Source organism: Lentzea nigeriaca, from assembly GCF_016907955.1.
GTDB lineage: Bacteria > Actinomycetota > Actinomycetes > Mycobacteriales > Pseudonocardiaceae > Lentzea > Lentzea nigeriaca.
The window spans coordinates 616,748-638,346 of sequence record NZ_JAFBCX010000003.1 but is presented as its reverse complement, the minus strand read 5'-3'; the positions used below and the strand labels follow the sequence as shown (position 1 = coordinate 638,346).

13 protein-coding genes are annotated in these 21,599 nt (G+C 70.6%); 9 read left to right on the top strand and 4 right to left on the bottom strand.

Annotated elements, in window-relative coordinates; translation table 11 throughout:
* Positions 1–277 precede the first annotated feature (277 nt).
* From JOD27_RS13955 to JOD27_RS13925, 7 genes are read left to right on the top strand one after another with little or no spacing between them, the layout of a single operon-like run.
* Complete coding sequence (locus JOD27_RS13955; RefSeq protein WP_204762614.1) at positions 278–6,817, top strand: type I polyketide synthase; 6,540 nt, start codon at positions 278–280, stop codon at positions 6,815–6,817.
* Positions 6,805–10,470: a beta-ketoacyl synthase N-terminal-like domain-containing protein gene (locus tag JOD27_RS13950; protein WP_204762613.1), complete on the top strand. Its 3,666-nt coding sequence runs from the start codon at positions 6,805–6,807 to the stop codon at positions 10,468–10,470. The genes JOD27_RS13955 and JOD27_RS13950 overlap by 13 nt, the downstream gene beginning before the upstream one ends.
* On the top strand, positions 10,470–10,730 hold the full coding sequence (locus JOD27_RS13945; RefSeq protein ID WP_189256896.1) for an acyl carrier protein: 261 nt from the start codon (positions 10,470–10,472) through the stop codon (positions 10,728–10,730). The genes JOD27_RS13950 and JOD27_RS13945 overlap by 1 nt, the downstream gene beginning before the upstream one ends.
* Positions 10,723–11,490 carry an alpha/beta fold hydrolase gene (locus JOD27_RS13940; protein WP_204762612.1) on the top strand — a complete coding sequence of 256 codons (768 nt, stop codon included), beginning with the start codon at positions 10,723–10,725 and terminating at the stop codon, positions 11,488–11,490. Before JOD27_RS13945 ends, JOD27_RS13940 begins: the two co-directional genes overlap by 8 nt.
* Positions 11,487–12,614 (top strand): glycosyltransferase, encoded by a 1,128-nt coding sequence (locus tag JOD27_RS13935; RefSeq protein WP_204762611.1) that lies wholly within the window; start codon positions 11,487–11,489, stop codon positions 12,612–12,614. The genes JOD27_RS13940 and JOD27_RS13935 overlap by 4 nt, the downstream gene beginning before the upstream one ends.
* Positions 12,611–14,344, top strand: a complete 1,734-nt coding sequence (locus JOD27_RS46605; protein ID WP_204762610.1) for a methyltransferase domain-containing protein — start codon at positions 12,611–12,613, stop codon at positions 14,342–14,344. The genes JOD27_RS13935 and JOD27_RS46605 overlap by 4 nt, the downstream gene beginning before the upstream one ends.
* Positions 14,341–15,132 (top strand): hypothetical protein, encoded by a 792-nt coding sequence (locus JOD27_RS13925; protein ID WP_204762609.1) that lies wholly within the window; start codon positions 14,341–14,343, stop codon positions 15,130–15,132. Before JOD27_RS46605 ends, JOD27_RS13925 begins: the two co-directional genes overlap by 4 nt.
* Here JOD27_RS13925 and JOD27_RS13920 read toward each other — a convergent pair.
* From JOD27_RS13920 to JOD27_RS13910, 3 genes are all read right to left on the bottom strand, one after another.
* Positions 15,110–17,344 (bottom strand): exo-beta-d-1,3/1,6-glucosidase, encoded by a 2,235-nt coding sequence (locus JOD27_RS13920; RefSeq protein ID WP_204762608.1) that lies wholly within the window; start codon positions 17,342–17,344, stop codon positions 15,110–15,112. The genes JOD27_RS13925 and JOD27_RS13920 overlap by 23 nt on opposite strands.
* Before the next feature lie 174 nt (positions 17,345–17,518).
* Positions 17,519–18,085 carry a hypothetical protein gene (locus tag JOD27_RS13915; RefSeq protein WP_204762607.1) on the bottom strand — a complete coding sequence of 189 codons (567 nt, stop codon included), beginning with the start codon at positions 18,083–18,085 and terminating at the stop codon, positions 17,519–17,521.
* Positions 18,082–18,420, bottom strand: a complete 339-nt coding sequence (locus tag JOD27_RS13910; protein WP_204762606.1) for a hypothetical protein — start codon at positions 18,418–18,420, stop codon at positions 18,082–18,084. The genes JOD27_RS13915 and JOD27_RS13910 overlap by 4 nt, the downstream gene beginning before the upstream one ends.
* Before the next feature lie 149 nt (positions 18,421–18,569).
* On the opposite strand from JOD27_RS13910, the gene JOD27_RS13905 reads away from it, so the two are divergent.
* Both JOD27_RS13905 and JOD27_RS13900 read left to right on the top strand, forming a co-directional pair.
* Entirely contained in the window at positions 18,570–20,459 is a 1,890-nt protein-coding gene (locus tag JOD27_RS13905) for a sensor histidine kinase (protein ID WP_204762605.1), read from the top strand.
* Entirely contained in the window at positions 20,456–21,097 is a 642-nt protein-coding gene (locus JOD27_RS13900) for a response regulator transcription factor (RefSeq protein ID WP_189256887.1), read from the top strand. Before JOD27_RS13905 ends, JOD27_RS13900 begins: the two co-directional genes overlap by 4 nt.
* Here JOD27_RS13900 and JOD27_RS46600 read toward each other — a convergent pair.
* Entirely contained in the window at positions 21,094–21,597 is a 504-nt protein-coding gene (locus JOD27_RS46600) for a COG4315 family predicted lipoprotein (protein WP_204762604.1), read from the bottom strand. The genes JOD27_RS13900 and JOD27_RS46600 overlap by 4 nt on opposite strands.
* Positions 21,598–21,599 lie beyond the last annotated feature (2 nt).

Genomic DNA, 21,599 nt, shown 5'->3' with positions numbered 1-21,599 from the left:
CGAGCGGCCGAATCGGCGGTGCGACGGGGAGGCCTGCTCGACCGGCAAACCCGTGCCGCGTATGCCATAGCACGCCGCGCCATCCGCGAACCGGCGTAATGGCCCCCGCCATTCGGGGCCATTCGTCAGGTTACGCACATGAGAAAGTTTCAGCACCCCTCTCGACGGCACCCGTGGTTTGTGCGTACGGTGAGCCCACTAACGTACTGGCCAGTAGGTAGCGAACTGAATTCCTTTCTCCCCACCCCTGCACGGTGAGGAAGCGAGCGCAGTGGACATGCTGTCGGATCGAGAACGGGTGCTGTGCCTGAGTCCCTTCGGCACCCCGAACCCGGCCCTCGTGGTCGCGGCTGAACGAGCGGGTGGACTGGGCGTGCTCGATCTCGGGCCGCGTGCTGCCCGTGATCTGGAACGCGTCGTCAAGCGGCACACCGGCTCGTTCGCGGTGCGGCTGCACGGGCCACTCGCCGTGCCGTTGCCGGACGCTGTTGACGCTGTCGTAGTCGATCTCCGCCAAAATGATCTGACACGGCATGCGCCGAACCTGGCTGAGCTGGGTGAACGCCGCGTGCTCGCCGTGATCACCTCGGTCGCAGAGGCCGTCGAAGCGATCGCGTTCGGGGCCACCGGACTGATCGCCAAGGGTGCCGAGGCGGGCGGCCGGGTGGGTGGCTCGCCCGCGTTCGTGTTGCTCCAGCAGGTGCTCGCGCTGACCGATCTGCCGGTCTGGCTGGCCGGGTCGATCGGGCCCGACACGGCCGCGGCGGCGGTCGCGGGCGGGGCGCGCGGGGTCGTGCTGGAAGGCCAGCTCACACTGGTCGCGGAGGCGCGAAAACACATTTCCGGTGAAATTGTGAACGTCGTCCGCGCGATGGACGGGGCCGACACCGTCGTGAACGACGGCGTACGCGTGCATGTTCGTCAGAACACGCTCGAAATTGGCCAGGAAGGCGCGTTCGCGGAATTCAATCGAGTCTCGTTCGGGACCGTCGGCGGCGTCGTCGGCGCGATTCGGCGGGCCATTCGCGACAATGTCGCGCTGGCGGGCGAGCATCGTTCGATCCGCGTCGGGGGGCCGTTCTGCGAGCGTGTGCCGGGCCTGCGCTACCCGATCGCGCAGGGGCCGATGACGCGCGTCAGCGACCAGCCCGCGTTCGCCGCGGCCGTCGCCGAGGGTGGTGCGCTGCCGTTCCTCGCGCTCGCGTTGACGGAGGGCCAGGCGGTCCGCGAACTCCTCGACGACACCGCCGAGAAGCTCGGCGACCGGCCGTGGGGCGTCGGACTGCTCGGGTTCGCGCCGCCGGAGCTGCGGGCGCGGCAGCTGGAGGCCGTGCTGGCGGTGCGGCCGAAGTACGCGATCGTCGCCGGTGGCACGCCCGCGCAGGCGCGCGAGCTGGAGGACGCCGGGATCGAGGCGTTCCTGCACGTGCCGTCACCGGCGTTGCTGCGCCGCTTCCTCGACGAGGGCGCGCGCAAGTTCGTCTTCGAGGGCTCGGAGTGTGGCGGTCACACGGGCCCTCGAACCAGCTTCACGTTGTGGCAGCAGCAGATCGACGTGCTGCGCGGCCGCGAGAAGGACGTCACGGCGCTCTTCGCGGGCGGCATCCACGACGCGCGGTCGGCCGCGATGATCTCCGCGCTGACCGCGCCACTCGCGGCACGCGGTGCGGCGATCGGCGTTCTGGTCGGCACGGCGTACCTGTTCACCGAGGAAGCCGTCACGCACGGCGCGATCCAGCCGGTGTTCCAGCAGGTCGCCCTGGAGTGCGAGGACACGGCACTGCTGGAGACCTCGCCTGGCCACGCGGTCCGTTGCGCGCAGACGTCCTATGTGGACACCTTCGAGCAGAAGAGGGCAGAGCTCGCCGGCCTGCCGAAGCAGGAGAGCTGGGAGCAGCTCGAACAGCTCAACCTGGGAAGGCTCCGGCTCGCGAGCCGGGGTCTCGTGCGTGCCGACGGCGGCCTCAAGGAGGTCGGCGAGGACGAACAGCGCCGCGAAGGCATGTTCATGATCGGTCAGGTCGCGACGCTGCGGTCCGAGCGCACCACGATCGCCCGGCTGCACGAGGACATCGTCTCCGGCGTGCTGCCGGAGTCCGGCGAGGACGTCGTCGAGCGGGAACCGCTGGACATCGCCATCGTCGGCATGGCCGCGATCATGCCGGGCGCGCGGGACGTGGCCGAGTTCTGGGCGAACATCCTCAAGGGCACCGACTCCGTCACCGAGATCCCGCCGGACCGCTGGTCGCCCGAACGCTACGACAGCCCGTTCAAGTGGGGCGGGTTCATCCCGCGCACGGCGTTCGACCCGCTCGCGTACGGCATCCCGCCCGCGTCGCTGACCTCGATCGAACCCGCGCAGCTGCTGGCGCTGGAAGTGTCGGCCCGCGCGCTGAAGGACGCCGGGTACGCCACGCGGGTGTTCGACCGCGAGCGTGCTTCGGTGATCTTCGGCGCCGAGGCCGGTGCCGACCTCGCGAACGCCTACACCGTCCGCTCCGCGTTGCCCGCCCTGGGAATCCGCGGCCTCGACGACCACCTGCCCGCACTCACCGAAGACTCGTTCCCCGGCGTGCTGGGCAACGTGATCTCCGGCCGCGTGGCGAACAGGCTCGACCTCGGCGGCGCGAACTACACGGTCGACGCCGCCTGTGCGTCCAGCCTCGCCGCGCTCGACGTGGCGTGCAAGGAACTCGTCGGCGGCACCAGCGACATGGTGTTGTGCGGTGCGGTCGACCTGCACAACAGCGCGCACGACTACCAGATGTTCGCCTCGGTGAAGGCGTTGTCCGCGAAAGGACGTTGCGCCACGTTCGACTCCGCCGCGGACGGCATCGCGCTCGGCGAGGGCGTGGCGTGTGTCGTGCTGAAGCGGCTCGCCGACGCCGAACGGGACGGCGACCGGGTCTACGCGGTGATCAAGGGCATCGGCGCGTCGAGCGACGGCCGGTCGCTGGGCCTCACCGCGCCGCGTCCGGAAGGCCAGCAACGCGCGCTGCGCCGGGCCTATGCCTCGGCGGGACTGCCGGTCACGTCCGTCGGCCTGGTCGAGGCGCACGGCACCGGAACCGTGGTGGGCGACCGGACCGAGCTGGCGTCGCTGACCGAGATGTTCTCCGGCGTCGAGCCCGGCACCTGCACGATCGGCTCGGTCAAGTCGCAGATCGGGCACACGAAGTGCGCGGCGGGCCTCGCGGGCGTGATCAAGGCGGCGCTGGCCGTGCACACCGGGCTGCGGCCCGGAACGTTGCACGTCAAGCAGCCCAACGCCTTCTGGGACGCGCGGACGAGCCCGTTCGCGTTCGGCCACCGCACCTGGGCCGCACCGGTCGAGCAGCGCGTCGCGGGCGTGAGCGCGTTCGGCTTCGGTGGCACCAACTTCCACACCGTCGTCGCCGGATACGCCGGTGCCGACGAGCCCCGCCACGGCCTGACCGCCTGGCCCGCCGAGCTGTTCCTGATCCGCGGTGACGATCAGGCTGCCGCACAACGGGAAGCGGCCCGGCTGAGGGCCTTGGTCGACGAACGCACACCGCTGCGCTCGCTGGCCGCGGCCTGTGGCGTCGGGACGATCCAGGCCGCGTTCGTCGTCAGTGACCACGAGAGCCTGCGGAAGGCGCTCGCGGACGTCGAGGTGTGGCGCGCATCGGACGTCGTGCGGTTGCGCGGGGGAGAGCGGCCGAAGATCGCGTTCCTCTATCCAGGACAGGGCAGCCAGCGGCCGGGCATGCTGCTCGACCTCGTGACGGCCTTCCCGCGGCTGCAGGAGTTCGTGGACGCACGGTACGAGCGGGTGATGTACCCGCCGACCGCACTGACGGCCGAGGACGTCGCAAAACAGCGCGCCGAGATCACCGACACGCGGATGGCCCAGCCGACGCTCGGCATCGCGGGCCTGATGGTCACCTCGCTGCTGGACTCCGTTGGTGTGCGGCCGGATCTGGCCGGTGGCCACAGCTACGGCGAACTGGTGGCGCTGGCGGCCGCGGGTGTCTTCGAGCCCGCTGACCTGCTCGCGCTGAGCGCCGCCCGTGCCGAGGCGATGCTGGACGCGGTCGGCGAGGACCCCGGCACGATGGCCGCGGTGTCCGCGCCGCTGGCCGACGTCGAGGCGCTGCTGCCGGCGGATGTCGTGGTGGCCAACCACAACGCGCCCGACCAGGTCGTGATCTCCGGGCCTACCAGCGCCGTCGGGAACGCCGTCGAGGTCCTCCGCGACGCCGGCCTGAGCGTGAAGACCATCCCGGTCGCCGCCGCGTTCCACAGCCCGCTGATGGCCGGTGCCCGCGACAGGTTCGCGGCTCGTCTCGCGGCCATGTCCATTGGTGAGACGGCTTTCCCGGTCTGGTCCAACGTCACCGCCGCACCCCACACCGACGTACGCGAAGGACTGTCCGCGCAGCTCGCGGGCCGGGTGCGGTTCGTCGACCAGATCGAGTCGATGTACGCGGCGGGCGCGCGGATCTTCGTCGAGGCAGGGCCGGGCGGCGTGCTGACGTCGTTGGTGGGCAAGACCCTCGGCGACCGGCCGCACCAGGCGTTGCGCTGCGACGACCACGAGACGTTCCTGCGCACGCTCGCGGAACTCGCGGTCGCCGGTGTCGAGGTCGACGCCGCACCGCTGTTCGAGGACAGGGCAGAGCCGGCGACGGCCGTGCCGCAACGACCCGGCTGGTACGTGGATGGAGGTCTCGTGCGGGACGCGAACGGCGACGCACTGCCCGGCGGGCTGCGGCCCGCCACGGAGTTCCCGACTGTCGACATCATTTCGGGCAGGATCGGCTCGGGGCCGGGGCGTGACGAGATCGTCGAGAAGTTCCTGGACGGCATGCGGGACGCGGTCAGCGCCCAGCGCGACGTCCTGCTGAGCTACCTCGGCAACGCGCCGGTGGCTCCGGCGCCGCTGCCGGTCGTCGAGCACGTGAAAGCACCCGAACCACAGGCCGAACCGCGGCAGGAGGACGTCGCCACCGTGGTGCTGCGGACGATCAGCGCCCGCACCGGCTATCCGGTGGAGATGCTGCAGCCGGGTCTGGACCTGGAAGCCGACCTCTCGATCGACTCCATCAAGCGCACCGAGATCGTCGGCGAGCTGGCCCAGAGCCTCGGCGCACCCGGTTCGATCGACGAACTCGCGCAGCTCAAGACGATCGACGGCATCGTCGGCTGGTTCGGTGCCGCACCAGCGCCCGCGCCGGCGGGCAAGGACGTCCGGGCGGTCGTGCTGCGGACGATCAGCACACGCACGGGCTATCCGGTGGAGATGCTGCAGCCGGGGCTGGACCTGGAAGCCGACCTGTCGATCGACTCCATCAAGCGGGCGGAGATCGTCGGCGAGCTCGCGCAGGAGTTGGGTGCGACCGGCTCGGTGGACGAGCTGGCTGCGCTGAAGACCATCGACGGGATCGTCGGCTGGTTCGGCGTTGGGCAAGTGGCGTCTGCAAGTACCACCAACTCGAAGGCGGTAGTACTTGCAGACGCGCCAACGACGGGCCGGCTCGTCCGGCTCGTTCCCCAGGTCGTGCCGTGCGAGCCCGCCGAACCCGCGGACCTCGCTGGCAAGACCGTCCTGATCGTCGACGACAACGGCATCGGCCTCGAACTCGCCGATCTCCTCGAACGCCACACCGCCCGCCCGCGCATCGAGCCGACGTTCCCGGACGACCTGACCGGCATCGACGTCGTCGTCCGGCTCGGCGGACGGCTCCCGGAGGCGTTCAGCGAGGTCAAAGCCTGCGTCACCAACGGGGTGAGCCTCCTCGTGGTCACCACGGGCGGTGGCACGTTCGGCTTCGACCACACCCCGGACGAGCTGCCCGCGGACATCGGCCTGCACGGCCTGATCCGCACGGCCGCTCTCGAGTACCCCGACCTCGTGGTGCGCGCGGTCGACGTCAACACCAAGGAAAGCCATCGCGACATCGCCACCGCGCTGCTCACCGAGATCGGCCCCGGCCCGGCCGTCGTCGGCTACCACGCGGGCAGGCGCCAGGTCATCGAGGCGGTGCCGGCGGAACTCGGCACCGCGGCCCTCGACCTCGACGCCGACAGCGTGGTGCTGCTGACCGGCGGCGCCCGCGGCATCACCGCGCTGGCCGCGACCGCGCTCGCCGAGCGCACCGGCTGCCACGTCGAGCTGATCGGCCGCACGCCCATCACCCCGGAAGACCATCGACTCACCCACGCCACGACCGAGCCCGAGCTCGTCAAGGCGCTGTTCGAACTGGGCGAAACCGAGGACGTACCGGCGAAAGCACGCAAGGTCCTCGCCGAACGCGAGGTCCGCCGGACCATGGAACGGTTGCGCGCCAAGGCGTCCAGCGTCCGTTACCACGAGTGCGACGTCACCGACGCTCAGGCCGTGGCCAAGGTCGTCGACGACATCAAGGCCCGGTTCGGCAGGCTCGACGGCGTCATCCACGGCGCCGGCGTGCTCGACGACAAGCTGATCGCGGACAAGACCCAGGAGTCGTTCGACCGGGTCTGGGCCACGAAGGTCAACGGCGCCAAGGCGTTCCAGGACGGCTTCCTCGTCCTGTTCGGCAGCGTCAGCGGTGTGTTCGGCAACCGCGGCCAGGCCGACTACTCGGCCGCGAACGACGCCCTCGACCGGATGGCCAGGTTCTGGGGCGTGCAACGCCGGGTCGTCGCCGTCGACTGGGGACCCTGGGCCGGTGCGGGCATGGCCGTCGGGCTCGCCGGTGAGTACGCGCGCCGCGGCATCCCGTTGATCGACCCGGAGCAGGGTGTGGACGCGCTGCTCAACGAGATCGCCAGCGGCTCGGACGTCCAGGTGGTCTACCGATGGGAGGCATAGCGATCGTCGGGATCGGCGCCGTCTTCCCCGGTGCCCCCGATGCCACGACGTTCTGGCGCAACATCGTCACCGGCGTCGACGCCATCGGCCAGATCCCGGCAGGACGCTGGGACCCGGCCACCTACTACGACCAGGGCAGCACGACCGGCGACCGGTTCTACTGCCGCAAGGGCGGGTTCGTCGACGACCTGGCGGAGTTCGACCCGACCAGGTTCGGCATCATGCCGTCCACTGTGGACGGTGCGGAGCCCGACCAGCTGCTCGCCCTCGCCACGGCCGCCGAGGCGATCGCGGACGCGGGCGGCGAGTCGGCGCTGCCTGACCGGAACCGGGTCGGTGTCGTCGTCGGCCGCGGCGGTTATCTCACGCCCGGCTGCGCCCGCCTCGACCAACGGGTGCGGCTCGCCGACGAGGTCGTGTCGGTCGTCCGCGACCTCTTCCCGAACCTCGTCGGCTCGGACCTGACCGCGGTCCGCCAGGCGATCAGGGAGAAGCTCGGGCCGGAGCAGCCGGAGTCGTCGATCGGGCTCGTGCCGAACCTCGCGGCGTCGCGGATCGCCAACCGGTTCGACCTCAAGGGCACCGCCTACACGGTCGACGCGGCCTGCGCGTCCGGGCTGGTCGCCGTCGAGCACGCCGTCCGCGAGCTCCAGGAGGGCCGCGCGGACGCCATGCTCGCCGGGGCCGTGCACGTGTGCCACCACCCGACGCTGTGGAGCGTCTTCACCCAGCTCAGGGCGTTGAGCCCGAGCGAGCGCATCCGGCCGTTCGACGCGAGCGCGGACGGAACGCTGCTGTCCGAAGGCGTCGGCATGGTCGTGCTGAAGCGGCTGGAGGACGTCGGCGACGAGCGCGTCTACGCGGTGATCCGCGGCATCGGCACCGCGAGCGACGGCCGCGCGACCAGCATGATGACGCCGAACCCCGAGGGCCAGTTGCTTGCCGTGCAACGGGCTTGGGCCAACGCCGGGCTCGACCCTCGCGTCGACGGGCTCGGCCTGATCGAGGCCCACGGCACCGCGACGCCCGCCGGTGACGCCGCCGAACTGCAGACGATGATCAACGCGTTCGGTGAGCAGGGCGACGAGATCGGCATCGGCACGGTGAAGTCGATGATCGGCCACGCGATGCCGGCGGCGGGCATGGCCGGGCTGATCAAGGCCGCGCTGGCGTTGCACCACAACACGTTGCCACCGACATTGCACGTCGAGAAGCCGCACAGCGCGTTGCGGGGAACCAGGTTCACGCCGATCCAGGAAGCCCGCGAGTGGAGCGGGCCGCACCGGGCGGTCGTGAACGCGTTCGGGTTCGGCGGGATCAACGCCCACGCCGTGCTCGACGGCCACACCGTCGCCAAGCCGCGCAAGCCGGTCGTGACGTTCGCCGCGGACACCGCGGAAGAACTGGCCAGGGCGCTGCGGGAACGCCGCACGTCGAACGCCGACCGCGCGTTCCGACTCGCCATCGGCAACCCGGACGAACGCAAGCTCAAGCTCGCCGAACGCGTGATCGCCCAGGGCAAGGCGTGGCCGGGCAGACACGACATCTGGTTCGCCCACGAACCGCTGCTGACCAGCACCGACCAGGTCGCGTTCGTGTTCCCGGGCTTCGAGCGCGAGTTCAGCGGCGAGGTCGTCGACCACGCCGTGGGGCTGCTGCGGGACGGACGGCGTGAGGCCCGCGAACTGATGGCGCTCGGCATCACGCCCGGCGCGCTCGCCGGGCACAGCATGGGCGAGTGGACGGCGATGGTCGTCGGCGGGATCTACCCGACGGTCGACGAGTTCGTCGACGCCCTCGGGCCCGGCGCGGTCGCCGTCGTCGACATCGCCTACGCCGCACTGGGTTGTTCGGCCGACGTGGCCGAGCAGCACCTGATCGACGGTGTCACGATCAGCCACGACAACTGCCCGCACCAGTCGGTCATCTGCGGCCCGATCGACCAGCTCGAACTCGTCCTGGAACGCCTCAAGGCCAACGGCGTGATGGCCCAGCTCATGCCGTTCCGCACCGGCTTCCACACCCCGGCGCTCACCCCGCATCTCGGTCGCGCCAAGGAGATGCTCGACCAGCTGCCGGTCCGCGCGTCGGACATCCCGGTGTGGTCGGCGAACTCCCTGGAACCCATGGCCGTCGACGAGGTTCGCGATCTGGTGCTGCGTCACCTCGTCGAGCCCGTGCGGTTCCGGCCGCTGCTGGAGCGCCTGCACGAGGCCGGCTTCCGCGCGTTCGTCCAAATCGGACAGGGCAGTGTCGCCGGGTTCGTCACCGACACGCTGTCCGACCGGCCGCACCTCGCGGTGAACGCCGACATCGCACCGGAAGCGCTGTGGGCGTTCGGGCTCAAGCGCGGCACCTCGCACAAGGTCAAGCTGCGGCTCGGCACCCCGAAGATCAAGGTCGACCCGCTCGGCACCGAACCCGTGCTGGTGGCCGACGACAGCCCGATGTCCGCGGCCGTCAACGCGTTGCTCGCCCACACCAACGCCGTGGCGCGCGAGGTCGTCGGCGCGCTCAGACCGAACGAGGCCGGGTTCACCCGCGAGTTCTCGTTGCGCACCATGCCCGAGCTCGTGGACCACTCGGTGTTCCCGCAGCCACCCGGCTGGCCCGACCTCGCGGACGGCTTCCCGATCGTGCCCGCGACCGGGCTGCTGGAGGTGTTCGCCGACGCCGCCCGCAGGCTCACCGGCGGCACCGTCCACGGGTTCACGCAGGTCAGAGCCAAGCGCTGGCTGACGGCGCTGCCGGCGACGACCGTGAAGATCTCCGCCCGCGCGGAGGGCCCGAACCGCGTCGTCGTGAAGGTCGGCGACTACGCCGAGGGCGTCGTGCTGATGGCACCGGTGGCCGCGCAACCGGTCGGCACGAACCTGCAAGGCGTTCGTGAGGCACCGGTCACCGCCGAGGAGCTGTACCGGGACAACTGGATGTTCCACGGACCGGCGTTCGCGGGCGTGACGAAGATCGACTGCCTGGCGGACAACGGGATCGCCGGTGTGCTGACGCCGTTGCCCGCGCCAGGAGCGCTGCTCGACAGCGCGGGGCAGCTGATCGGGCACTGGATGCAGGTCACGCACACCGTCGACCAGACGGTCCTGCCGACCGGCATCGAACAGGTGTCGTTCCACGGACCGGTGCCCGTGGGCGATGTCCAGTGCACGGCCTGGATCCGTTCGGTGACCGCCCAGGAGATGGTCGCCGACGCCGAGCTGACCGTGAACGGTGAGCTGTGGTGCCGGATCACCGGCTGGACGACCCGCCGGTTCACCACGGACGACCGGATCTGGCAGGTCAAACTCCGCCCCGGCACCGAGATGCTGTCCACAAGGGACGGTGAATGGCTGCGGGTCGAGGAGAACTGGTCCGACAGCGCGACCCGCGACCTGATCATGCGCCGCTACCTGAACTCCGCGGAGAGACAGCACTACGGCGGGCTGGACGTGCCGGCCCAACGGGCCTGGCTGCTGCGCGTGATCGCGGTGAAGGACGCCGTCCGGGCGTGGCTGTGGGACCGCGGTGCCGGGCCGATCTATCCGGCGGAACTGACGGTGACACCGGAACTGCGGGTGCGCGGTGCGTTCTCCGTGCCGCAGCTCGAAGTCGTTTCAGAACAAGGCAAAGCCGCCGCGCGCGTGCGAACGGAGAAGTGATGGACGAGGTGCTGCAGCAGGTCGCCAAGATGATCACCGAGGTGGTCGGGCCTGACTTCCTGCTGGGCGTGGAGATCACCAGGGACACCACGTTCAGCGACGACCTCGGCCTGGAGTCGATCGAGTTCGTCGCACTGGCGGACAAGCTCAACGCCCACTACGGCGTCGACCTGGTGGCGTTCCTGGCGGACATGGACATCGACGAGATCATGGCGATGTCCGTCGGCCGTCTCGTCGACCACATCACGGCTCGTGTCTGACGTTCACGCCCGAGGGCTGCGCTTCCACGTGCAACGGCTCGGGCCAGAGGACGCGCCGACCGTGGTGTTCGTGCACGGCCTGGTGATGGACAACCTGTCGAGCTTCTACTACACGCTGGCCGCGCCGCTCGCCAAGGCCGGGTTCGGTACGGTGCTGTTCGACCTGCGCGGACACGGTCTGTCCGAACGTCCGCCCTCCGGTTACACGCCGGAGGAGAGCGCGCTCGACCTCGTCGCCGTGCTGGACGAGATCGGCGTGACCGAACCGGTTTTCCTGCTGGGCAACAGTTACGGCGGGGTGGTCGCGATGCACGCGGCCGTCCAGTCCCCCGAACGGGTTGCCGGCGTCGTGCTCGTCGAGTCGGCGTGCGGGGGAGTGGTCGGCGACGCGTGGTTCGAGGACATCACCAACACGCTGACGGTCGCCGCGCTGGGCCTGGAGTTCGACCGGACGCAGGACCAGTTGATGGCCCTCGGTCAACGCAAGATCGCGCGGCTCGCCGTGAACGCCGACGCGTTGCTCAACGGGACGACGTTGATCGACGACCTCGGCTCCGGCGCGAAACTCGACCTGACCCAGGTGCAGTGCCCGGTGCTCGGCGTGTTCGGTGCCGAGTCCGAGCTGATCGGCGCGGCCGCGGAACTGCGGGAGCGGATCCCGTCGTGCCGCCTGCACATCGTGTCCGGGCTGGGGCACACGGTGTTGCGCGAAGCCACGGCCGAGCTGCTCGACGTGCTGCTGGACTGGTTGCCGTCATGAGCCGGTTCCTGTTCGTGGTGCCGCCGCTGACCGGCCACGTCAACCCGACCGCGTCCGTCGGCGGCGAGCTGCTGGCGCGTGGGCACGACGTCGCGTGGGTCGGGCATCCGGGCACTCTCCGGCCGTTGCTGCCGGACAACGCGGTCGTCTTTCCCGCGATCGACGACGTGCTGGAGGCGGATATCCGGGCCAAGCGGGAGCGGTGGCTCGCGTTGCGCGGAATGGCCGTGCTGAAGTTCTTCTGGGAGGAGTTCCTCCTCCCGCTCGGGCACTCGATGGTGCCGGGAGTCTCGGACGCGGTCAGGTTGTTCGCGCCGGACGTGATCATCGCTGATCAGCAGGCGCTCGCCGGGCCGCTGGTGGCGCGGCACGCCGGTCTGCCGTGGGTGACCTCGGCGTCGACCACGGCCGAGCTGGTCAATCCACTGAGGACGATGCCGAAGGTCGACGCGTGGGTGCGGGACCTGCTGCACGACTTCGCGGGTGGGGACATCAGGTTCTCCGATCTGCTGGTGCTGGTCTACAGCTCGGCGGCGCTGGTGGGGCAGGAGTTCGGCGAGGAAGTGGCCTTCGTCGGGCCCGCGCTCACGCACCGGGTGGAACGGGTTGACTTCCCGTGGCGACGACTCACCGGACAGCGCCGGGTTCTCGTGTCGCTGGGGACGTTGAACGGCCCGGCGGGCGAGCGTTTCCTCGGCCAGACCCTGGACGCGGTGGCGGATCTCGACCTCCAGGTGATCATGGTCGCCGAGCCGCGCCCAGCATCCCCGAACGTCCTCATGCTCCCGTCCGTGCCGCAACTCGCGTTGATGCCGCACCTCGACGCGGTCGTCAGCCACGGCGGCCACAACACGGTCTGCGAGGCGTTGGCGCATGGATTGCCGCTGGTCGTGGCCCCGATCCGGGACGACCAGCCGACTGTTGCCGGCCAGGTCGTCGCAGCGGGCGCGGGCGTGCGGCTGACCTACTCGCGGGCACGCGCCGCGGATATTCGCAGTGCACTGGAATCCGTGCTGGACGAGCCGGAGTACGCGGCCGCCGCGGAGCTGGTGCGCGAGTCGTTCTTGGCGGCAGGCGGCGCAGCGGCCGCGGCCGACCGACTGGAGAAGGTGGTGGCCGGGTGATCCTCAGCGTGTTGGTGGTGCTCGTCGTCCTGCTGGACGTGCTGCGCCTGCGTTCCCGCGCGTCCAAGCTGCGAGTGCTCGCCAAGGGCGCGGGTGGGCATTCGCTCCTCACCGCGACCGGTGTGCGTCCCGAGGGCTCGTGGGAAACCGACGCGGACCTGGTCGACCTCGTGCCGCCCGACCTGCCGACGGTGGCCGCGATCGACCTGCTCGGGTCGGTCGACCCGGCCGAGTACCGCACCGACCAGTGGGCCCGCGGGATCAGCGCCTCGCAGGCCGTCCTGGTGCGCGAGCCGTACGTCGAGAAGATCAACACGGACGACCCGACCGAGTTCGTCGCGTACGTGCGCAGGGTCAAGGACCACGTGCGGGCACAGGTCGACATCGCGGTGGCACCGGGGCTGAAGGCCGGGCCGTACGACCTCGGCTACCGCGCGGCGACGTTGCGGCAGCTCGGGAAGCGGCCGTCGCTGTGGATCGCGGGCTCGGTCATCGGGTACGCGGCGGTCGTCGCGGCTCTGGTCACGGCGTGGCCGTGGGGGCTCGTCGCGGTGGCCGCGTACTGGGCGCACCCGATCCTGGTGTTCGCCGGAACGCCGTTGCGGCCCCGCGACCTGTGGGTGCCGCGGGTCCTGCGCACCCCGTACCTGTGGGTGAAGACGGCCGGTGGCAAGAAGTCCACGGCCGAGAAGCGCCAGGCCGAACACCTCAGGCAGGCCACGCCCTGGTACGAGCAGAACCGGGACAAGAACTTCCACGAGGCCCGGCGCGACAACTGCCCGTCGTGTGGCAGCACCGACCTGCGCCGCTGGGTGACGGCAACGGACCTGGTGCAGCGCAAGCCCGGCAGGTTCACGATGGACCGCTGTGTCCGATGTGGACACGTTTGGCAGAACCCGCGGCTTTCGGAAGAGGGCCTGGGCTTCTACTACCGCGACTTCTACGACGGCCTCGGCGAAACCTCGGCGGAGGCGGTGTTCTCCGGCAAGACCGATCCGTACTACGGCCGGGCGCGCATGGTCGAGCCGTTCACGAAGCCGGAGCGGTGGCTCGACGTCGGGTCCGGGCACGCGCACTTCTGCCTGGGCGCCAAGGAAGTGCTGCCGCAGACCGTGTTCGACGGGCTGGACCAGGGCGCGGCCATCGAGGACGCGGCGCGGCTGGGCCGGATCGAGCACGCCTACCGGGGCAGCTTCAAGGAGTTCGCGGGCGAGCTCAAGGGCCGTTACGACGTGATCAGCATGCACCACTACCTGGAGCACGTGCGCGATCCGTGGGAGGAGCTCGACATCGCCGCGGACGTGCTGCCAGAGGGCGGTTACCTGCTGATCGAGCTGCCGGACCCGGAGTGGCGGCTCGGGCGGTTGTTCGGGCAGTACTGGATGCCGTGGTTCCAGCCGCAGCACCAGCACATGATGCCGATCGACAACCTGGAACACGCGCTCGCCGACCGCGGACTGACCACAGTGGCCAAGGAACGCTCGAAAGCCCACCTGTGCAACGACTTCACGCTGGCGTTGCTGCTGTTCCTCGGCAACATCGCGCCCCGCACACCGGCTCCCTGGCGTCCGGAACGGGTGCGGCTGCGCAGGACCCGCAGCTTCCTGGTGTGGTCGCTGGGAATTCCGGCGTTCTTCGTCGCGATGGCGCTGGACCAGACCGTGAACCGGTTCCTCGCCCACCGCAGCGACCGGGGCAACGCCTACCGGCTGCTGGCCCGGAAGTCATGACCGACATCGCGGATCGGCCGGAGATCGCGCCGGAGCTCAGGCTGGTGCCGCACGCGTTCCGGCGCACGTTCGGCCGCCCCGCCGAGGGCGTCTGGTACGCGCCGGGCGTGCTGAACCTGCTCGGTGGCGCCGTGAAGGTGCACGCCAAGTGGGGTGCGATCGTGGCGGGGGACCGGCGAGACGACGGCAAGCTCGAACTGGTGTCGGTGAACCGGCCGACCGAACGCGCTGTGCTGCCTTCCGACGACGTCCCAGCCTGGGCAGCCCCGCTGGCCGCCTTCCCCGGCGGCGCCACCCTGATGTGCAGCGTCGACCTGCCCCAGGGCAGCGGCCTGTCCGCCGGCGAAGCGCTACGCACAGCCGTGACCCTGGCGCTCCGCGACCTCGCACGGCCCCCCACCGCTTGCGATGAAGGGAACGTTCATCCACCTCACAAGGATGAAGGTTCCCTTCATCGTTTTCTGGTGGTTGACACGCGGGTGCGGAGGATGGAACCGCAGGTGGAGCGGCCGTACGTGTGGGACGGTGAGGATCTCGGGGCGGCTTTGACCGCGTACCACCAGACCCAGGATCCGGATCCCGTGCAGGACGCGGTGGTCCGTGCCGCGCTGGCCGCCGGCGCGCGCGGTGCGAGCATGCTGGTCGACCCGCCGGGCAGGCCCGCTGTCGCGCTGGTCGACGCGGACCTGGTCCCCGCGGTGAAGAAGGCGATCACGAAGGCGGTGGAGACCCCTCCCCGCTACCTCACGATCACCCCTGCTTCCTTCAGAACTGAGGCTTTACGGTGAACTCCGCCCGGCGGAGGTCCTTCGAGCTCGGACCCACCAGGAGGACGAACTCGCCGGGCTCGACCACGCGGCGGCCGTGCTGGTCGACGATCGTGCAGGCCGACACCGGCAGCTCCAGGGAGACCTTCGCCGACTCGCCGGGTTCCAGGTCGACCTGCTTGAACGTCTTGAGCTCCTTGTCGGCCCAGCTGACCGACGTGACGGCGTCGCTCACGTAGACCTGCACGGTCTCGCGGGCGGGCCGGGAACCGGTGTTGGCCAGCGTGATCGAGGCCCGCACGGTCTCGTCCGGCCGCAGCACTGCCGTCTCCACGTGCAGGTCGCCGTACTCGACGGTCGTGTACGACAGGCCCTCGCCGAACGCGAACGCCGGCTCCTGCGTGAGGTCGGCGTAGCGGGAGCCGTGCTGGCCGCGGATCTGGTTGTAGTACGTCGGCTGCTGCCCCGCGTGCGCCGCGAACGAGATCGGCAGGCGGCCGCTCGGCTCGATCAGGCCGTGCAGCAGCTCGGCGATCGCACGACCGCCCCGCATGCCGGGGTTCGCGACCCACAGCAGCGCGGCGGCGTTGCGGGCCGACTCCGGCAGCACCAGCGGCTTCGAGGCGAGCAGCACGACGATCATCGGCTTGCCGGTCTCCGCGAGCGCGTCCAGCAGCGCGATCTGGCCGCCGATCAGGTCGAGCGTGGCGGTGGACCGGCCCTCACCGACGAGTTCGATGCGGTCGCCGACGACGGCCACCACGTAGTCCGCCGCTTCCGCGGTCGCAACGGCTTCGGCGATCAGCGCGGCGTCCGGCGGGCACGGCTGGACGATGCGCGGCCGCGGCTGGCCGTCCGGGAACGTCTCGCCCTCGGGGTCCGGTTCGAGCGTCAGGATGTCCGCGCCGCGCGCGTACGTGACCTCCTGCGAGGAGAGCTCGCGCAGGCCGTCCAGCACCGTCGTGATCATGTCGCGCGGCTGGCCGTCGGGCAGCCAGTCGGCCTGGCCGGACGAGCCCGCCCAGTCGCCGAGCTGGGTCTGCGCGTCGTCCGCGAGAGGACCGACGACCGCGATCTTGCCCTTGCCGAGCGGCAGCACGCCCTCGTTGCGCAGCAGCACCAGTGAACGCCGCGCCACCTGGAGGTTCAGCGCCACGTGGTCCTCGTGGCCGATCACGACCTGCTGGCGTCCGAGGTCGGGCCTGCGCGGGTTCTCGAACAGGCCCAGATCGAACTTGAGCGTCAGGATCCGGCTGACCGCCTGGTCGAGGTCCTTCTCGTCGAGCAGACCCTCCTCGACGGCCTGCAGCGCGCCCTCGAAGAACTGCGGCGTCGTCATGATCATGTCGTTGCCCGCCTTCACCGCCGCCGCGGCGGCGTGCGCGTAGTCGGGCTGCAGCTTCTGCTCCCAGACCATGCGACCCACGTTGTCCCAGTCGGTGATCAACGTGCCCTGGTAGCCCCACTCGCCGCGCAGCACCTCGTCCAGCAGCCACGAGTTCACCGTGATCGGCACGCCGTCGGTCGTCTGGTAGCCGAGCATGAACGTCGCGCAGCCCTCCTTCGCGACCCGCTCGAACGGCGGCAGGAACCACGACCGCAGCTTGCGCCGCGACAGGTCGGCCTCGCTGGCGTCCCGGCCGCCCTGCGTCTCCGAGTACCCGGCGAAGTGCTTGGCGGTGGCGAGGATCGCCGTCTCGTCGGTGAGGCCGTCGCCCTGGTAGCCGCGCACCATCGCCGCCGCGAGCTCACCGATCAGCACAGGGTCCTCGCCGAACGTCTCGTCGACGCGGCCCCAGCGCAGGTCCCGCGCGATGCAGAGCACCGGCGAGAACGTCCAGTGCACACCCGTCGCCGCGGCCTCGACCGCGGTGACCCGTGCGACCTGCTCGACGAGACTCGGGTCCCACGTCGCCGCCATGCCGAGCTGGGTCGGGAAGATCGTGGCGCCCTCGTGGAACGAATGACCGTGGATGCAGTCCTCGGCGATCAGCAGCGGCACCTGGAGCCGCGTCCGCGCCGTGAGGTCGTGCGCGCGCAGCACCCGCTCCGGCGAGGTGTGCAGGATCGAGCCGACGTGCTTGCGCAACACGTGGTCGTCGAGGTCCTCCCTCGAGTCCAGCTGCATCATCTGCCCGATCTTCTCCGGCAGCGTCATGCGGCCGAGGAGGTCGGCGACCCGCATCGCGGTGGGCAGCGTGGCGTCGAGGTAGGGCACGTCGTCGCGATCCATGTGGTCTCCGAGAGGGCTCGTGCGGCGGCAGCGTCTGTGGGAGCGCTCTCACAATGTCTAGCCGAAACCGGTTCCGCGCGAAACCGGTTTCCCGGATTCCGGTACAACGGATCGGTCGAGTTGCGGCGAACGCGACAAACCGGCTGCCCGTCAGGACAGCCGGCGACATACCGGTCAGACGTGGACGCGTTGTCGCGCGGTGATCGCCAGTGCCGCGAACCCGGCGGCGTTCAGGCCCCATGCCGCGAAGTCGAGCTCGTGACTGGTGATGATGACCGCGGCTACGAAGTGCAACGGCTGGGAGACCGCCGTTGCCACCGCCGCCCAGCGGGGGAGGCCCGCCTGCCACATCGCGGCGCCCAGCAGCACCGTGCCGATCACGTGGCCCGCCACGAAAACCGCGGTGGCGGAGGTGAGAACGGGGTGCGTGATCGTGTCGCCGTTGAGCGCCGCGGCGTCCTCCGCGACGAGCAGGCCGATCGACAGATAGGCGGGGACGAGCAGGACGACGGCCGCCGTCGTGAGCTTCGGCGCGTGCTCGCGGGTGACGTTCGCGATCCAGAGCACCGCCGGCGCCAGAGTCAGCATCCCGACGAAACCCAGCCAGACCACCCAGTTCTGCGCGTCGGGTGCCGCGGCGACCTTCTGCAGGACCGTTGCCGGGTCGTCGGTCGTGTCGTACGGGAGGATCAGCCGGAGGATCGCGATCGCCGCGGGGCCGATCGGGAGCAGCCATCTCATCGCGCCACCGCCGTGCGGCCCTTGAGCACGAGTGTCGCGCCCACGGCGGTCAGCAGCACGACGACGCCGGCCGCGGCGATCGCGGGTGCGGGAACTGCGGGTTCGAAGAACGCGGGCAGGGCGGCGGCCGCGGAGAGGGCGCGGAGGAGGATCAGCGGGAGGACCGCCTTGCGGGCGCCTCGCCAGGCCGAGATCACGAGGATCAGGCTCGCGAGGCCGAGGGCGGCGGCGGCGATGGCCACGGCGATCGGTGGGGTTTCGCCGTCGGTGAGCAGCGGGAGCAGCAGGTCTGCGACGGAGAGCAGACCGAGGACGAGCAGGCCGGCGCGGTACATGGGCACCTCCAGGTTGGCTGGAGGCAACTGTCGGTGCGGGAGTGTTCCTCGGTCAGGGGTGCGTGGTCCGCTGTGGGCGGGAGGCTTCCCGGACCTGCCGGGAACACCTTCCCGGGACAGCAGGCGCCCGGCGCCCCACACTTACCGGCATGACCCTCGGTCGCGTGCTCGCGTCCGGTCTCGGCGCACTGGTGGTGGCCGGGACCGGCGCCGCCGTCGTGATCGTGTGGCGGCTGGGCTGGACGTGGCAGCACGCGCTGGACGCGTTCGTCGTCACCAACTCCGCGATGGCGCTGACGTTCGCGATCTGCGGCGCGATCCTCGCCTGGCACCGGCCGCGTAACCCGATCGGCTGGCTGTTCCTCGCCGACGGCCTCGGGCACGGCACCACCGCGCTCGGTGCGCCGTTCATGGCCGACCGGCTGATCGCCACGATCGCGGCGTACGCGTGGCCGTGGTCGATCGGGCTGTTCCTGCCGATGGCGCTCGTGCTCTTCCCGGACGGGCGGCTGCCGTCACGGCGCTGGCGGCCGGTGGCGGTCGCGATCGTGGTGACGGCGCCGTTGTTCGTGATCGAGGTGGCGGCGGATCCGGCGAACCCCGGTTACCTGACCCTGCCTGGGTTCGCCTCGCTCGGTCCACTGTGGATCGTGTCGGAGTTGCGGACGCTGGGCGCGTTGCTGTCCGGGATCGTCGCGCTCGCGGTGCGGTACCGGCGGGGCGAGGACTCGGTGCTGTGGTTGTTGCTCGCGGCTTCGGTGGCGGCGGTGTTCGTGGTGCCGTGGTCGTTCGTCGCGGGCACGCCGGTGTTCGTGTTGCTCGCCATTCCGTTGATCCCGATCGCGGTGACCATCGCGATCGTGCGGCACCAGCTGCTCGACATCCGGCTCGTGGTGTCGCGGGTGCTGGCGTGGCTGCTGCTGTCCGCTGTGGTGCTGGTCTTCTACGGTGTGCTGGTCGCGGTGCTGGACCGGTTCGTGTCCGCGCAGCTCGGCCGGTCGGTCGTCGCCACCGTCGTGGTCGCGCTGCTCGTGGCGCCGGTGTTGCCTCGTCTGCAACGGCTCGTCGACCGCGCGCTCTACGGCGATCGCGGCGATCCGGCGCGGGTGGTCTCGCGTGTCGGGGAGCATCTGGCGGGTTCCGGGTTGGACGGTGTCGTGTCCGCCGTGCGGGTCGCGTTGCGGGTGCCGCACGTGGCGCTGATGGCCGGTGATGTCTCGTTGGCCAGTGACGGCACACGGCCCGAGAACGTGGTCGTGGTGCCGTTGGAGTACGACGGCGCGGTGGTCGGTGAACTGCACGTGGGCGTGCGCACCGGCGAGAGTTCGCTCGGTACGGCCGATCGCAACGTCTTGAGCCTGGTGGCAGCTCCTCTGGCCGTAGCCGTGCATGCGACGTTGTTGTCGTCGCAGCTGCAGGCATCACGAGAACGCCTCGTCACCGCACGCGAAGAAGAACGCCGCCGCCTCCGCCGCGATCTGCACGACGGTCTGGGCCCGACGCTGACCGGCGTGGCGCTGAGCGCGGATGCCGCCACGAACCTGCTGGCCGGCGACCCCGAACGCACCCGCAGCCTGATCATGGGCGTCAGCGCGGACGTGCGTACCGCGATCGCCGACGTGCGCAGGCTCGTGGAGGACCTGCGTCCGCCCGCACTGGACGAGCTCGGCCTGCTCGGCGCCCTGCGGCAACGCGCCGAACACCTGGTCCGCTCACCGCTGCAGCTGCGGCTGGACGTTCCCGAGACGGTTCCTTCGTTGTCCGCCGCGGTCGAGGTCGCCGCCTACCGCATCGCGATCGAAGCGCTGACCAACGTGGTCCGCCACTCTCGCGCGTCCTCGGTGGTGGTGCGGCTGCGGTGTGCCGAAGAGCTGGAAGTGGAGGTCACCGACGACGGACCGCCCAACGGTCCGTGGAGTCCGGGCGTCGGGATACTGGCCATGCGCGAGAGGGCCGCCGAACTGGGCGGTGGGTTCGAGGCCGGACCGACGGCCGAAGGAGGACGGGTGCGCGTGCGCTTGCCGGTGGAGGTGCCGTGACCGACATCCGCGTCGTGATCGCCGATGACCACCCCATCGTCCGCGAGGGCATGAGCGCGTTGCTCACCTCGTTGGACGGCTTCGTCGTGGCCGGTGTCGCCGCGACGGGACGCGAGGCGGTCCGCGAGGTCGTCACCACCCGCCCCGACGTCGCGGTGCTCGACCTGCAGATGCCCGACCTCGACGGCATCGCCGCGACCAAGGAGATCGCCCGCGCCGCACCGGGCGTCGCGGTCCTGGTGCTCACGATGTTCTCCGACGACGACTCGGTCTTCGCGGCCATGCGCGCGGGCGCCCGCGGCTACCTGGTGAAGGGCGCCGAACAGGACGAGATCGCCAGGGCGATCCGCGCGGTCGCGGCCGGCGAGGCGATCTTCGGCCCGGCCGTCGCCCAGCGCGTGCTCGGCTTCCTGACCGGATCGTCCACACCGGACGTTCCGTTCCCCGAGCTCACCGCACGCGAACGGCAGATCCTCGACCTGCTCGCCGCCGGCCTGTCCAACGGCGCCATCGCGGCGAAGCTGGGCGTGGCGGCGAAGACCGTGGCCAACAACGTCTCGGCGATCTTCGCCAAACTCCAGGTGGCCGACCGCGCGGCCGCGATCATCCGCGCCCGCGACGCCGGCCTCGGTCGCTAGCGGGCCGCCTTGGCCCCGTTCGGCGCGATGGCGAACCGGCCGTCGACCCCGTGCCCCGTCGTGTCGCCAGCCTGCTCGTCGTCGACATAGCGGTAGACGGGATGACCGCCGATGGTGACCTGCTCGAGGCCGTCGGGGCGCTTGAACGTGCCGACCAGCTTCGCGTCGAGCTCGGGCGCCTCCACCTTGCCGCCTGCGGCCAGCAACGGCACCCAGACCAGCGTGCACTCGGCCTCGAGGCACGTCGACGACGACGGGTTGGTGCCGTCCTTCTCGTGGAAGTACAGCGTGTAGTGGTCGCGATCGGCGACGACGGGGCCGACCTCGGCCGACTGCTCGACCCGCAGCTTCGCGATGTCTCCCGGCAGCACCGGCGTGGGTCCGGCGGCAGGACCGGAGGCGGCCTCCAGTTCCTCCAGCGTGGCGGTCTCCTCCGGATCTGCCTTCGCAGAGCAGGCACCGAGCAGCAGGACCAGTGCGAAAACGGCGAAACGGATCACAT